Genomic DNA, 15254 nt, shown 5'->3' with positions numbered 1-15254 from the left:
AGGTTATTCCTCTTCATCCCAATCATCTTCAATAGCGCGCTGCAAACGGCGCTCCTCGAGCCATGCTTCTACTTGGCGGCGGGCGCGAAGCGTATCTGCTTTGCTGGGTTTGCTTTTGCCGTAGTGGTCATCGTTAACAGCGTCTAAGTTATCGAACTCATCTGCATCGATTGCATCACTGGCATAAGATTCACGATTTAAGGGGTCACGGCTCATAGTATGCCCTCCAACCCAAGCCGGCGCACCGGCATCACAACGGCTTCTTCTTTCAATCGATAGATGAAACAAGAAGCGCCTGGCGCTTTTATGCGCTTAGCCGCTATATACCGCCACTTAGGTTGAAGTTCAAGCCCCTGAGGCTACTTTTTGTTTATTCTGCTAGCTCTTGGCGCTTTTGAATGGCTGCCAATGCTTGCTGTGCTTCTACGCGTTCCGTCACATCTTTCTGTACGCCGATGTAGTACATCAAGTTATCAGCTTCGTCATAAACGGGTGTAATAGAGAGCTCGTTCCAGAACATAGTGCCGTCTTTGCGATAATTACGCAGCACTTCACGAGAAGGGCGACCCTCTTTCAGCGCTTCCCGGATAGAGACCAGTGCATCTTGGTCACGGTCTTCATTTTGTAAAAAACGGCAGTCGCGATAAAGAATTTCATCTGCACTGTAGCCGGTGAGACGTTCGAAGCCTTGGTTGACGTAAATCAGAATGTTTTCATCGCCTTCTTGCTCTGCAACGACGATGCCATCCTCGGAGGCGTCAATAATGCGTTCGAGTAACACAGGGCTGATCAAAGGAGATCGTTTCATCAATGGGTTCCTGTTGCTGCTCTCGTTCTTCCGAAGCTATGCGCTGTCCATCAACGCGGAGCTAAGCGGCATTTCATATTGCTTAATAAAGGTAGAATAGCAAAAACCCAGCTAATCACCGCTAATTACCTACCATCATGGCGAGCGTTGTGATGCATTGCAATCGACAGCGCTATTCTGCCTCAGGTAATCGTTGGGCTGATAACATGGCACCGAATGCTGTCCCAGCAAGCAGAATAGCAGCGGAGCGCTACCAGGCCATTTGGCCAATCCACCAATTATCCCGCCTACCTTGGTCATTGCGTTCCCTTGGCAGTTGCTAATGTAAGGTGACAGAATGAGAAACAAGGATGCCACATTAAAACGTTTAGGAACCTCTGTATGTCACGCATTCAAATACGTTACTGCACGCAGTGCCAGTGGTTGTTACGCAGTGCTTGGTATGCCCAAGAGCTGCTTTCAACCTTTGGCGAAAGTCTTGCAGAGGTTGCCTTGTCTCCCTCTCATGGTGGCACCTTTGAGATATGGTGCGACGAGGCGTTGCTATGGGAAAGAAAGCGCGATGGTGGCTTTCCAGATATCAAGGTCCTAAAGCAGCGCGTGCGGGATAAGGTCGAGCCAGCCCGGGATTTGGGGCATATCGACCGATGAACCAAGATCGTCAAGCGATACTGTATGGTCTTGGAGCGGTGGCGCTATGGTCGACAGTTGCTACGGCTTTTAAGGTCGCTCTTGCCTGGATGAGTCCGCTAGAGTTGATGTGGCTCGCGGCCCTTGTATCTTGGGCATTCATGTTTGTGTTGGTAGTGAAGCAAGGGCATTTAACAGAAGCCCTTCGCCATGGCTGGCGAACCGCTGCATGGGCTGGGTTGATGAATCCTGTTGCCTACTATCTAGTGCTGTTTGCCGCTTACGATAGGCTGCCTGGGCAAGAGGCAATGGCACTCAACTATACTTGGGCGCTGGCAATGGCGCTTCTGGCGGTACCGATCTTAGGGCAACGGCTCACGCGAGTGGATGTGGTCGCGGGGCTCATTGCCTACGCGGGGGTCTGGGTGATAGCAACCCGCGGTAATGTTTTCAATGTAGATTTCGCAGACCCCCTTGGAGTCGTGTTTGCACTTGTGTCGACGCTGTTATGGGCGCTCTACTGGTTGCTCAACGCACGGGATGAAAGAGCGCCCTTGGTCGCACAATGGCAGAACTTCAGCGTCGGCTTGCCTGTTTTAACGCTGCTATTAATTGTCGGGCCAGGGTTCAGTTGGCATGGCTGGCAAGCTTTAGGCGCGGGTGTCTACGTGGGTCTTTTCGAAATGGGGGTCGCTTTTATTCTTTGGCAGATGGCGGTTCGCAAGGTCTCGCGTACGGCCAAGGTGTCTAATCTGATATTTCTTTCGCCGCCTATTTCGCTGCTACTGCTCTATCTGGTTGTCAATGAGCCATTGTTGGCATCCACGTTGGTAGGGTTGATGCTGATCCTTTCAGGGCTAGCGCTGCAGCAGCTGCAATCTTCGAAAGCCTAGCTCTTGGAGCTTAAGGGGGGGGGGCGGAATAGCCCTATTCCCACAGATATTTCTCACTGATTTGATTAGCAGGTTGTTGAACGACGCTGCTAGCAAGTGCAGGTACCGAGTGTTTTTGGCCAGCCCACGATAACGAGCCTTTCGCTTTTTGTTCTGGTACTCAGCTTCGGAGAAGGTGATCTGATCCATGACAGTACTGAAATCTATGCAAGACAATGGCCGCATTATCGCTGATGTTAGGGTTTTTCTCAGAGCCTCTTTAAGATTAGTGGCTTAGAAGCGCTAGCGTTAAACGATAAAAAGGAACTGTCGTTGTCTCATTTGGCGGATGCTTGAAACACGCTATCGAGCAGAGGTTCAAGTGCTGGCCAAACGTTGTCTAAAATAATGGGTTGAGCTGCTGCGGTGGGGTGAATGCCGTCATCTTGCATCAGTTGCTCGTTAAGCGCTACGTCTTCCAACAAGAAGGGCACGAGAGGTACGTCATACTCATCAGCTAACGAATGAAAAACACCGGTAAAGGCATCACGGTAGGCTTGGCCATAGTTGGGCGGAATATCAATGCCGAGAAGCAGTACGTCAGCACCTGCCTGTTGGCTTTGTTCAATCATGCCAGCTAGATTAGAACGCATTTGAGCAGGCGGAAGGCCGCGTAATCCATCGTTGCCGCCAAGCTCTAACAGAACGATATCAGGCTGTCGTTGTCCGATAATGTTAGCTAATCGTTGTGCACCACCGGACGTCGTTTCACCGCTGATACTGACATTGATAACCTGGGCTTCACTATCTAGCCGCTCAGCCAATAACGTTACCCAACCCATTTCTTGCTCTATACCATAGGCGGCACTAAGACTATCGCCCATGACTAAAAGTGTTGGGCGTTGGTCGGCGCTGAGTGCTGGTGCGCTAAAGATGACTATCAGTGCCAGCAACCCTCCGGTTACCATGCGGTTCAGTCTTTGCCTCGCTATAGGGATGCCATGCTTCATGTCTTACTCCTCTGATCCACAAGCCAATTTGGATCCAAAAGCCCACTTGGACCCAACCGCTAATTTGCCAACCGATGCTGCCTCTTCGCATCAGCCCACCACCGACACCATCACCGCTAGTAATGTTCCTCACAAGCAAGCTCACCAGCCAGTCCTGCATGCTGAGAAACTATCTAAACAGGTGAGGAGCGGAGAGCGTTCGCTAACTATCTTACACGACCTTTCGCTCAGCGTGGCCGCGGGAGAAAGTGTTGCCATTCTTGGTAAAAGCGGTGCTGGTAAGTCGACCCTGCTAGGGTTATTGGCTGGGTTGGATACGCCCAGTGATGGTGAGCTCACGCTATTTGGCCAGCCGCTGAGCCGAATGGATGAAGATGGGCGTGCAGCGTTGCGTGCCGGAAGAGTCGGTTTTGTATTCCAAAACTTTCAGCTACTACCGACGTTAAGTGCATTAGAAAATGTGCTACTGCCGTTGGAGTTGTCTCCCAGAGCGGGAGAAACTCAGGCAGCGGCTCAATGGCTTGAGCGAGTCGGACTGGGTGAGCGCACAGAGCATCTGCCTAAACAGCTTTCGGGAGGCGAGCAGCAGCGCGTTGCCATTGCTCGCGCATTCGTTACCGACCCTGAGCTAGTCTTTGCCGACGAACCAACAGGTAACCTTGATCCCGATACGGGCGCACAGATTATTGACCTGCTTTTCACGCTGAACCGTGAAGCGGGCACGACGCTAATTTTAGTGACCCACGACCACGCACTTGCCCGCCGCTGCGACCGGTGTTTGCGCCTGGCTAACGGGCAGTTGATGCCGTTCGAGCCAACCGCTGCTGCCAGCGGGGGTGGCGATGAGTGATATAAACTGGCGGCTTGCGGCACGTAGTTTGAAGCGTGACCTACGTGCCGCTGATGTTCGCGCGCTGTTTGTCGCGCTGGTGTTGGCAGTTGCCGCTTCTACCATGATCGCCTTTTTTTTAGATCGCCTGGAACGTGGGTTAGAGCGCCAAGCAGGTCAGATGCTGGGTGGCGACTTAGTTCTTGAGCAGCGCGAGCCATTCTCTGAGGAGCTACGCACCACGCTAGAGCAAGCGGGTTTTACGCTGAGTGATCAGGTTGATCTGGTGTCAATGATTAGTCGTGGTGAGCGCTTCCAGCCAGCTAGCTTGAAAGCGGTGGATGAAGTCTATCCTCACTATGGCGTTTCCCATGTGGATCGTGGCAACGGGGTTGAGCAGATTGCATCAGGTCCGCTGCCTGGGGAAGCCTGGGCAGACCCGCGGTTAGCGCAACTGATTGACATTGCGATAGGCGACCGTGTTCAAGTAGGCCAAACAGAACTTCTTGTTAGTGGGATTATCGAGCGCGAGGCGGATCAGTCGGCTGGTTTTAGTAATTTCAATCCTCGTTTAATGCTCAATACCGCCGACTTGGAAGCAACAGGATTGGTGCAGTTAGGGTCACGGCTCGAGTTTGAACTGCTTGCTGCTGGGCCTCCTACAGCACTGGAGCAAGTACAGGGCTTGCTGGCCGAACTAAAACGTAATGGGGTAGACGTACGTGATGTACGTGTTGACCGTCCTCAGTTAGGCAACGCGCTTCAACGCGCTGAGAGTTATCTTGGGCTTGCCGGATTGGCGGCGGTATTATTAGCGGGCGTCGCGGTGGCTATGTCGACTCGTCGTTACGTTGAACGCCATCTAGACACCGCGGCGTTGCTGCGCTGCTTCGGCGCTAGTCAATATCAACTGGTGACTATTTTTACCCTGCAACTAATGGGACTCGCACTGATGGCCGCAATTATTGGAGCGCTGTTAGGGCTTATTGGTCAGGCTGTGCTGCTGTGGCTGTTAACAAGTTTTCTGCCTATGACTTTACCACCCCCCGGCATTATGCCGCTCTGGCTGGGCATTTTTACTGCACTTGCGGTACTGGTTGGTTTTGCTGGCCCCACACTGTTACGCATTAAGCGTGTTAGTGCGCTGAAAGTGTTGCGTCGTGAGCTTGACCCACTACCACCGTCTGCTTGGTTAGTAGTGGGAGTGGCGAGTCTAGTGTTTGGTGGCCTGTTGTGGCTTTACTCAGGCAGTTTTTCGCTTGCACTGGCTTTACTCATTGGCGGTGCGGCCCTGTTAGGGCTTCTATGGATGGCTAGCACGCTGTTGCTAAACGGCCTGTTGAAAGCTGTTCAACGGCTTTCCGGTGGAAGTGAGTGGGGCCAAGCGTTTCGGTTGGGCGGCAGGCAGCTGGCCCGCCGAAAGCAGGCAGGGCTTGGGCAACTGCTGGCGTTTTCGGTCACGTTTTTTGCGATGGCGATGATCGTACTGGTGCGGGGGGATTTATTGTCCACCTGGCAAGATCAGTTGCCGGCGAATACCCCTAACTACTTTGCTATCAATATTCAGCCCAGTGAGCGAGATGCCTTCGAAGAGGCGGTTGCTCCGCGGGTGGAGACCCAAAGCACGCTGTACCCAATGGTGCGCGGAAGAATCAGTGCTATTAACGGTCAGCCGCCGATAGAAGCCGTTCCGCCTGATGCCAGAGGTGATAACTCGCTGCGCCGTGAACTGAATCTTACCTGGCAATCAGAGCTGCCCGAAGGTAATCAGGTCGTCGCCGGAGAGTGGTTTTCACAACCGCGTGAGCCACAGGGGTGGATGAGTGAGGTGGAGGCCACGCCTCAGGAAGCTGCTAACGTTGTGCCCATCTCGGTGGAAGATGGACTAGCAGAGCGCCTTGGCCTTGGGTTAGGCGACGAGCTAACGTTCTCCGTCGGCGGTGATACCATCACTACCCGTATTGAGAGCCTGCGCAGCCTTAACTGGGATAGCTTTAACCCAAATTTCTTCGTTATTTTTCCACCGGGCGTGCTTGAATCGTTTGGCCATAGTTTTATCACCGCGTTTCACTTGCCAGAGCAAGAACAGAGCTTAATCCGACAATTAGTCAATGATTTTCCAGGTGTCTCACTGCTCAACGTGGATGCCATCTTAGGCCAAGTGCGCGAGGTGCTTACCCAGGTCACCCGAGCAGTGGAGCTAGTGCTTATTCTGGTTCTGATGGCTGGCGTTAGTGTGCTTTATGCAGCACTGACGGCTAGCCGGCCGGTACGCGCCCATGAGAGCGGCTTGCTGCGTGTATTTGGTGCAGGTAACCGAATGATTTCACGGGTACAAGGTGCTGAATATGCGCTGCTCGGTTTTGCCAGCGGTTTGATGGGGGCCTTCCTTGCAGAGTTTGCCACTGCCGCGCTTTATCTCTATTGGCTTGATTTAACACCGCGCCTACATGTGAGCTTATGGTTAGTTCTGCCCTTAGGGGGCGCATTACTGATTGGCATTATCGGACATGCCCTTTCTTATAGCCTGCGGCGTCAAGCGCCTGCGGCGAGTTTGGGGTTGCTTGGAGAAGCTTAACAGCACGTTGCCAAGTGCTATGCTTAGCGCTTCTCACAAGGAGGTCATGACATGCCCGTGTCTTTAGGTCATCGCCAGCTGACGGCTGGGGTTTCGTTGCTGCTACTTTCCGGTGCGGTGAATGCGTCGCCTCAGCAACTTGAAGCGGAGCTTCGCGAGCGGCTTGGCAATGAAGCGAGCGCATTCACAGTTGCCCAAGTGTATGAGCAGTCTGAGGCTGTTATTGCTGAAGACATTGCTATCACTTATGCCAATGGCGACGTGTTTACTATCGAACGCTATCTCGTTGAAGGCGACTATCATCGTCCTGATAACGTAGTTATTGATGGTATGGCCGTTAGCGAGGCTGGCAGCTCGCTGCCTTTTTTCAGCGTCGCCTCCATTGAACTGCCTAACGCAGTGCAAGCCGTGCCGTCGATTGATGAAATGAGTGCGCCAGGCATGGTATGGAAGGCGCTGAATGCGCGTGACATCACGCTAAACCTACAGGGTGAGGCAGCGGATGAGTTTTTTAGTGAGCTAGACTCTCCCCCGCTTGAGGGGCAGTTGCACATTGAAACGCTGACGCTTGAAGAGGTCAGCAGTAGCGCTATTGGCTTGTTCGATATGCAGGGCGTCAGTGCCGATTTTAATGACTTGGAAAGTGGGATTAGTTCGGTTCTTGCGCTCGCTAATTTGCGCATTGAGCAGCTAACCGGAATTGATACGCCTGGGGAAGAGAGCGTGGAACATGCCGCGTTGAATGGCATGGATCTGTCCGGAGATGGTTGGCGCGTAGCGTTGGATAGCGCCTGGGTAGAAGGCAATTCCTATGTGGGCGATGCAGGCTTCGAAGGCGCATTTTTTGATATTGGGGGACTGCTGCCTTTATTGCCACTCGAGCAACGACAAGAGTTCGAAACCTTCAACAAAATACTCACAGGGGGAAGTGGTCAGTTACAGGCTGAAGGGCGCAGTCATTCCCGCTGGGAGGAAGGGGGGGAAACCGACCGCTTGATCGCTGATGGCTATGTGCGCTTGAGTAGTGCTGCAGGAATTGAATACAGCCTTGATTTGCCGATCAGTTTGCCAAAAAGCGTTTCCATTGAGCAGGCAATGCAAAACCCTGCGTTGTTTGAATCAGCCACGTTGCATGGTGGTGAGGTCGTTGTGGCTTATACCGATGAAGGGTTGCTGCCGCGATTAACTACCGAGATCGCCGCGCACGAGAATATTACCGAAGCGCAAGCAATCTCTATGGCGGTGGGGCAGGCTCGTCAGCTTGAGCCTATGTTAGGCTCGCAAATAACCAAATTAATGACCGGGATGGTCGACATTATGGCTGGCCATTCCCAAGCCTTAACGGTCAATGTCGCATTGCCCAATCCGTTTACTTTTAACCAATTCATGATGAACCCGATGGCGAGTACTGAGCGGTTTACGTTCACCTATGAGCTAAAGTAGCGCGGTTGACCAGTTAGTCAGTTTTTTGATGACGACTGCAACATGAAATACGCTCATGCACGACCTGACGCGGATGCGATGAAAGTCGCGTCAGGCTGCGTTATGATAGCGGCCTAGTTTCCCCATGATGATCCTTTTGTAACGAGGTTCCCGCCGATGTTCAGCCGCGATATGACAATTGCCGGATTCGATGATGTGCTATTTGACGCGATGCAAAAAGAAGTTGCACGCCAGGAAGCTCACATTGAATTGATTGCTTCTGAAAACTACGCCAGCCCCCGCGTACTGGAAGCGCAAGGCAGCCAGCTGACCAATAAATACGCCGAAGGCTATCCAGGTAAGCGCTACTACGGCGGCTGTGAATTTGTTGATATCGCTGAAAATCTTGCGATCGACTACGCCAAACAGCTGTTCGGCGCGACCTACGTGAATGTTCAGCCTCACTCTGGTTCACAGGCCAACAGCGCGGTTTTCCAAGCGCTGGTAACGCCGGGTGACACCATCTTGGGGATGAGCCTGGATGCCGGTGGTCACTTAACCCATGGTGCCAAGCCTAACTTCTCTGGCAAGCACTACAATGCTATCCAGTATGGGCTGAACGAACAGGGCTTGATTGATTACGATCAGGTGGCTCAGCTTGCTCGCGAGCACAAGCCCAAAATGATCATTGCTGGTTTCTCTGCCTACTCGCAAATTGTCGATTGGGCTAAGTTCCGTGAGATCGCTGATGAAGTAGGTGCCTACTTGTTGGTTGATATGGCGCACGTCTCTGGCTTGGTTGCTGCAGGCATTTACCCAAGCCCGCTGCCCCATGCTCACGTCGTCACATCTACCACGCACAAAACCCTGCGTGGCCCACGCAGCGGCGTTATTCTCTCCGCTGAAAACGATGCGGATATCGAGAAAAAGCTGCAGTCAGCTGTCTTCCCTGGTGGTCAGGGCGGCCCGTTGATGCATGTTATTGCTGCCAAGGCGATCTGCTTCAAAGAAGCCATGGCGCCTGAATTCAAAGCTTACCAGCAGCAGGTGGTCAAAAACGCCCAGGCGATGGCCAAGGTGTTTATCGATCGCGGTTACGATATCGTTTCTGGTGGTACCGAAGATCACCTGTTCCTGCTGTCTTTGATCAAGCAGGGTGTGACTGGTAAAGATGCAGACGCCGCCCTGGGCCGCGCTCACATTACTGTGAACAAAAATGCGGTGCCTAACGATCCGCAAAGCCCATTCGTGACCTCTGGTTTGCGTATTGGCACCCCGGCGGTGACCACGCGCGGGTTCAGTGAGCAAGAGTGTAGTACATTGGCCGGTTGGATTTGTGACATCTTAGATGTACTTGCTAAAGGTGAGGACACCAGTTCAATCGAAGCCCAAGTGCTGGATAAAGTGGCCGAGGTTTGTGCGCGGCTTCCGGTTTATAAATAAGCGCTTGTAACAATGCTCCTTGGCTAAGGATAGCCCAAAGAACGGGCGGCCCATTCGGGTCGCCCGTTCTTTGTTAATGCTCCGTTCTTTTTAAGAATAAGGTCCTTAGTTCAGCTTTTCGAGAGCGGCCAAGCTCTGTTTTACCAGTGCCGCTGCGTCTGCTTGCGAAGCTGATTCGTTATAGCAGCGCAGCTCCGGCGCATTGCCAGAGGGGCGAAGATGCACAATATCGCCATTTTCAAGCGTGGCTCTTAGGCCATCGATACTATTCACCGCTGAAATGCGAGACTGAAGCCCTAACGTTTGCTGCATCAGCTCAGGCGAGGTTTGCCACTCGGCCAGCAACGCATGGCTTTTCTCTGTGGCGAAATCTTTGAGTCTATCGCTTGCCGTATAGCGAGCAGGTAAATCAGCGATTAACTGCGAAAGGTTAACCCCACGCTGGGCGGCCATCACCATTAACGTAAAAGCAGGTAGTAGCGCATCACGGGTGGGTAGTGCGGCTAACTGACGGCCATCGCTTTCCAGACTGCTTCCCAATAGAAAGCCGCCGTTGGCCTCAAACCCAGCCACTCGCGCAAACCGCTTATTGAGTTCAGCCATACTGTCCAATACATACGGTGAACCGATACGCGTGCGCTCAACTAGCTGGAAGGCACCGCAGGCTTCTATTGCCGTATTGCAGCTTACCGGCACGGCCAGGGCTTCGATTCCCAATGCCTGGGCGCAGAGTAACCCGACGATATCACCACGCTGCCATGTCCCCGTTTCATCCCCCAGCAATGGGCGATCACCGTCACCATCAGTAGACAACAGGGCTTGTAACTGGTGCTGGCTTGCCCAGGCACGACCTTGAGCCTGATCCTCGTCGCTAACGGCTTCGGTATCTACGGGAACGAAGGCCTCGCTGCGGCCCAACACCACCACATCCGCACCTAACTCGCTCAAAATATGCGCGCTTAAATCACGGCCTGCAGCGGAGTGCTGGTATAAGCCTACCCGCCAACCTTTCAATGGTTCACCTGGAAACCATGCTGTGAAGCGTCGGGAGTATGCCTTGTTTGCTGCTTCAGAGACCTCGCCGCGCGCTGATGCAGCGAGGGGAGGTATTGCTGCCTCGGCATTAAGAATGGCAATTTCATCAGCTTTGGTGATCTCGCCATCGGGGCGATAAAACTTGATGCCGTTCCGGTCAAACGGGATATGACTGCCGGTAATCATAATGCAGGGTATGCCATCCGCCATCGCTTTTAGCGCCAGCGCGGGCGTTGGCAATACGCCATAGTCATCCACCTCCACTCCCAGCGCATGGGCAGCGCTAGTGCAGGCGGCTGCCATCGCGGGGCTGCTGGGGCGGCGATCCATGCCTAACGCAATGCGCTCCACTGGAAAGGATGTGCGCATGGCGCTAATAAACGCCACGGTAAAGGCCGCACATACTTCATCGGTAAACTGTTCAACCAGCCCTCGCGCGCCGCTGGTACCAAAAGCAATGCCGCTGTCATCAATAATCGCGGTCGTGGAACGTACTGAGCTCAACATGTATCTCCTGGAGAAAGTGCCTGCCATGAGTTTAACACCCTAGGCGTGAAGCGCTACGGGGTGCTTTGGCTATTGAAGTGGGCAGTTGTAATAGCAAGTTGCCAAGACAAAAAAGGCCCCCGCAAGCGGAGGCCATCAGCAAATGTCAGTCCTTTTTATTAAGCTTCAGCGAGGCCTAAATTCAGACCTACTAAGATAGGGTCATGGTCTGAGCTACGGAACGCATCATCGGCGTATAGGTTGTCATCCTGACGGTCGCTGGTGAAGTCGGTGTTGTAGTCCAAAGCAGATGCCTCATCCGCATTAATGTGCCAGGTCGTGGTGCCCGTGACCTGTGTTGCGAGCGTTTCACTGGCTAACGCATGGTCCAATGAACCCCAGAAACCATCAAAGACGTAGCTGTAATCATCATCAAGCAGGTCATAGCCAGCATTTTTCAGGGTTGTGATGGGGTCTTCCATGGCATAAGCATTCAAGTCGCCGAGAATCAGCACATCGCTGTCATTGCTACCGGTGGGCTGGGTGGATAGCCATTCAAGCAATTCCTCCGCGGCCTCGACCCGTGTGGGGTTGTTGTTGGCCTGTCCGTCGCCGATAGCGTCTTCACCATTGACGACACTGCCTTTGGATTTGAAGTGATTAACCACCACCGAAAAGGTTTCACCTTTATTATCTTCGAAGGTTTGCATCACTGGTGCGCGGTTTGCAGTGGCGAAAGCCCCATCGGTTTTAGTGACTGCAGCGCCCGTAGGTGTCACCGCCTGACTGTTGTAGATGACCCCAACGGCAATGGCGTCATCCCCAGGGCTAGTGGTGTTGCCATTCTCATCTTCGGGGACGCTGTAAGCCCAAGTGACATCCTGAATGTTTTTATCCTGCACATCTGCATTCAGTGCATCAACCAACGCTGCGATGGCGCTATCGTCACCATAGCCGTTATTCTCGATTTCCATCAGCCCCACCACATCGGCACCGCTGGTATTAATCGCCTCAACGATTTTGGCTTCCTGGCGGGCAAACTCTTCGGCATTATTGGCCCCGCGAGGATTATGCAGGGTGCCATTTAAGGTCTCTGTTTTATTGCCGTTTTCATTCAGCGTCGTGAAGTAGTTCAATACATTGAAAGAGGCCGCCGTAATATCGGCCTCACCCAGGGCATCCGTATCAGGTGTCGCCGGACGCTCCGCGCCGGTAAAGTCCAGACCTTCGACGTTTTGAACTTTCCACTCTTCGAAGTTGTAATCAAGCACGCCTTCGAGTGTCTGAAGCTCGTCGCCACCGCGCAGCGGGTTAGTGCCAGAAAGCTCCTCACCGTTACGACCATAAATAATTGGATCAGCGTTTTGTGTCGAGTTCGCGTCATCGATTTTGATGGTGCGCGACTCTGCATCTTCAAGCCACGCGTTATAGCCTTCTACATCAGGCTCGTTGACTTCAGTGAACTGCTCTAAACGGCCACCGGACGAAAGCGTGACTTCGCCGTAACGGCCAAGCTCGTAAAGTTCGGTGACCACCAATGGCTCACCGTCCAGTGCTTCTATGGCGACTCGCATACCTTCAAAGGCTTCCAGACCTTGTTTGTCGGTAAACGGCATAACGATTCGCTGGCTTTCAGGCAGAGGAATATCGTTTGCCAGTACCTCAAGGCTGCCGCGCTCGGCGGTTAACTGCGTTTTATCGAAATACTCTGAGACCTCACCGCTAATACGAATTTGATCGCCGGCAGTGAGTTGTTCCAGCCAATCGCTACTACCGCTACCTGCGTACACAAAAATACCTTCTGACGTCTCGGCATTATTGTCGTTATCGTTATCTTCCTCTTGCAGGAAGAAGCCATCCAAGCCAGGCGCTACCATGGTGACGATGGCTTCAAGGGTAACGTTCTCACCCGCTAAAGTGCTGGTGTTCGAGTTACCCTGTACGGCAGAAATCAGCGTGATATCTACCTGGGGTTCATTAGCAAGGCCCGGAGACGCTACGGCGGCTACATCACTAGCATCACCGCCTAGTGCGTCAGAGCTAATTGCTCCCTCGGTATCAGTGGTGGTGAATTTGCCTAAATCCACATCCCAAGAAGCGGCGTCAAACCCGTCGGTATCTGGGTAGGCTTCCATTGCCACTTGGTTGCCATTAACACGTGGGTCACCTTGCCACAGCGTTACCGCATCGCCACCACCACCCAGGCCAGAAGCATTCTCGGCATAACCGATTTTTAAGGCATCGATATTATCCAGGTTGCTCCACGCTGAACGGAATTCCGCGACTGACTGGGCGTCGCCATCGACCATGACAATCGCTGATTCCCCAGGAGCTAGCGAGCTTAGCCCCTTAATTTCAATCGCATCTACGGGATCGGCGCTGTCATCATCGTAGTAAAGCGGCATATCGCTGAAATCAAGCGCTTCAGACGAGCGGTTGGTTACTTCAAACCAATCGGCGGTGACGTCAAAGCCGCTTTGGCCCGACCATATCTCAGTGATGGCTAAACCAATATCGAGCTCGCCCGGTACATAAGGAGCTTTCATCGTGCCTACATGAAAGTCAGTGGTGGCATTGGTGGGTAGTTCAGCGTACTCAAATGACCAGTTCTCTGGGTTACCAATGGCGCTTAATAGCTCCTCCGCCGTGCCGAAGCCATTGCCGGTAAAGGCGGCATTGCGTACGCTGCCAATGGCAACCGCGGTGATACCCTCTTCAAGGCCAGGCGGCAGGGAAGAGTTATTAGAGGAGTCTGCAGTGTCTTGCCACGCATCGCTGTTTGTTTGGGCTGCGTAGATAAACGTTGGGTCGCTTGCCTCGCCGACGAAAACAAGTACTTGGTCACCGCCGACCGAAAGGTTGAACCCGTTATTACCTACGTTGCTGCTATTAGCAGGCGTGAACTGCGAAGAGTCTGCGGTATAAGTAACAACCGTGCCTGCCGGTACGCCGCCTTCAGGCGCCGTCCACTTAACGGCGCCTTCGCTGGCGCGGAAGCCATCGCCTGCCCAGCCTGAGTCAGTAAAGGTAATTTCCGCACCTCCGCTGATACCTTTCAATGCGACGAACTGGAAGGATTTTTCGCTACCACTGAGCGCAGTAATCGCAATGTCACCGGGTTGAGGTGCGAAATCAGGCAGGTTGAATTCAATGCCTGTGCTCACAAAGCGCTGCTGTTCGGCGGGCAGATCCTTAGACTCTTGACCATCCTCTAACCAATCCACCGTACCGCTATCAAACAGCACGCTCGCAGTAACGCCCGACTCGGTGATGGAAACATCGAAAAGTGATTCCGGCTTCGCCGTTAGTGCGTCCGGTAGGGTATTGAGATCCGGGCCGTCTATTTCACGAACGGCATAATCGCTATCCCATAGATAAAGACCAAAACCAACGTCGTCATCATCATTAACCGGGCCCGCTAGTATCAGGTAGCCTTCATCGCCAGCAGGTTCAATAGAACGCACCGCGCGGCCATCCAGGTCTAAACGAAGGGGATCGCCAAAAGAAGCTTCGTTAGCCTCACCAGAAACGAGGTCAATCACATTTTCAACGGGCACTAATTGTGCGAAGCCATCATCCAACGGCGAGCGGAGGCCAAGGTGAAGGGAATCACCGATAAACACAGCGCCTTCAATATTAACCCCTAACGAGAGGCTCAGCGCATTTTCACCGAGCCCATGGCCATTTTTGGCATCCCAGTCGCTAAGCTGGCTGGCTAAATCGGTAAACTGGCCCGTCACCTCAATGCTCAAATTCTCAGCATTATCACCGGTCACTTGAGTGGCGAAGATCATCGAGCGCTGGCTGCTCTCGTGGGAGCCTAGCCAGTAGTGGGTGCCTTGATAAGTCGCCACCGCTTCCAAGTCCACCTCCTGGGTGTCATTCAAGCCCAGGGCAGTATTCAGGTTAATTTCCGCCAGAGGGGCACCATCAGTGTCGCGCTCATAGAGGCGTAACACTTGATCTTCGTCATCCGCCACCAGCATTAGACCCTCACCCACGGCAATCGCTGCTGAAGCGTCAGAAGTGCCCGTGTGGTAGCGCTCTCCCAGGTTGAAGTTTGGGTTGCTTGGCTCAGGCTGACTGGGCTCTTCAGGTTCTGCTGGCTCTTCAGGTTCTGCTGGCTCTTCAGGTTCTGCTG

Annotated in this window: 11 protein-coding genes; 6 read left to right on the top strand and 5 right to left on the bottom strand. The window is 53.2% G+C overall.

The window, feature by feature from the left end; genetic code table 11:
• Window positions 1-3: 3 nt before the first annotated feature.
• Together INT19_RS07605 and INT19_RS07600 are read right to left on the bottom strand one after the other, a co-directional pair.
• Window positions 4-216 (bottom strand): PA3496 family putative envelope integrity protein, encoded by a 213-nt coding sequence (locus tag INT19_RS07605; RefSeq protein ID WP_089039365.1) that lies wholly within the window; start codon window positions 214-216, stop codon window positions 4-6.
• A 154-nt stretch (window positions 217-370) separates the two neighbouring features.
• Complete coding sequence (locus tag INT19_RS07600; protein WP_193060335.1) at window positions 371-808, bottom strand: PAS domain S-box protein; 438 nt, start codon at window positions 806-808, stop codon at window positions 371-373.
• A gap of 381 nt (window positions 809-1189) precedes the next feature.
• Here INT19_RS07600 and INT19_RS07595 point away from each other — a divergent pair, with 381 nt between their 5' ends.
• The gene (locus INT19_RS07595; RefSeq protein ID WP_193060334.1) at window positions 1190-1459 is read left to right on the top strand and encodes a SelT/SelW/SelH family protein; all 270 of its coding nucleotides are present in this window, start codon (window positions 1190-1192) and stop codon (window positions 1457-1459) included.
• Window positions 1456-2331 (top strand): DMT family transporter, encoded by an 876-nt coding sequence (locus INT19_RS07590; RefSeq protein WP_193060333.1) that lies wholly within the window; start codon window positions 1456-1458, stop codon window positions 2329-2331. Before INT19_RS07595 ends, INT19_RS07590 begins: the two co-directional genes overlap by 4 nt.
• Window positions 2332-2648: 317 nt before the next feature.
• Here INT19_RS07590 and INT19_RS07585 read toward each other — a convergent pair whose 3' ends face one another.
• Complete coding sequence (locus INT19_RS07585; RefSeq protein ID WP_193060332.1) at window positions 2649-3320, bottom strand: arylesterase; 672 nt, start codon at window positions 3318-3320, stop codon at window positions 2649-2651.
• Between INT19_RS07585 and INT19_RS07580 the strand changes: the two genes are divergently transcribed.
• The 4 genes from INT19_RS07580 (at window position 3319) to glyA (ending at window position 9592) form a co-directional block, all read left to right on the top strand.
• Window positions 3319-4170: an ABC transporter ATP-binding protein gene (locus INT19_RS07580; RefSeq protein WP_226912702.1), complete on the top strand. Its 852-nt coding sequence runs from the start codon at window positions 3319-3321 to the stop codon at window positions 4168-4170. The two genes, INT19_RS07585 and INT19_RS07580, sit on opposite strands and share 2 nt — an antisense overlap.
• The gene (locus INT19_RS07575) at window positions 4163-6727 is read left to right on the top strand and encodes an ABC transporter permease (RefSeq protein ID WP_193060331.1); all 2565 of its coding nucleotides are present in this window, start codon (window positions 4163-4165) and stop codon (window positions 6725-6727) included. Before INT19_RS07580 ends, INT19_RS07575 begins: the two co-directional genes overlap by 8 nt.
• Before the next feature lie 51 nt (window positions 6728-6778).
• Entirely contained in the window at window positions 6779-8170 is a 1392-nt protein-coding gene (locus INT19_RS07570) for a hypothetical protein (protein ID WP_193060330.1), read from the top strand.
• A gap of 156 nt (window positions 8171-8326) precedes the next feature.
• A complete protein-coding gene (gene glyA, locus INT19_RS07565; protein WP_089037385.1) occupies window positions 8327-9592 on the top strand; it encodes a serine hydroxymethyltransferase in 1266 nt (421 codons plus the stop codon).
• Between the two features lie 105 nt (window positions 9593-9697).
• Here the strand turns inward: glyA and INT19_RS07560 are convergent, their stop codons facing one another.
• The gene (locus INT19_RS07560; RefSeq protein ID WP_226924529.1) at window positions 9698-11134 is read right to left on the bottom strand and encodes a phosphomannomutase; all 1437 of its coding nucleotides are present in this window, start codon (window positions 11132-11134) and stop codon (window positions 9698-9700) included.
• Window positions 11135-11292: 158 nt separating this feature from the next.
• On the bottom strand, window positions 11293-15254 hold a 3962-nt coding region (locus tag INT19_RS07555), incomplete at its 5' end, for an ExeM/NucH family extracellular endonuclease (protein ID WP_226924527.1).

The organism is Halomonas sp. 3A7M (genome assembly GCF_014897875.1).
In the GTDB taxonomy this organism is placed as follows: domain Bacteria; phylum Pseudomonadota; class Gammaproteobacteria; order Pseudomonadales; family Halomonadaceae; genus Vreelandella.
The sequence above is the reverse complement of the archived record's forward strand: the minus strand, read 5'-3'. Positions and strand labels throughout refer to the sequence as shown.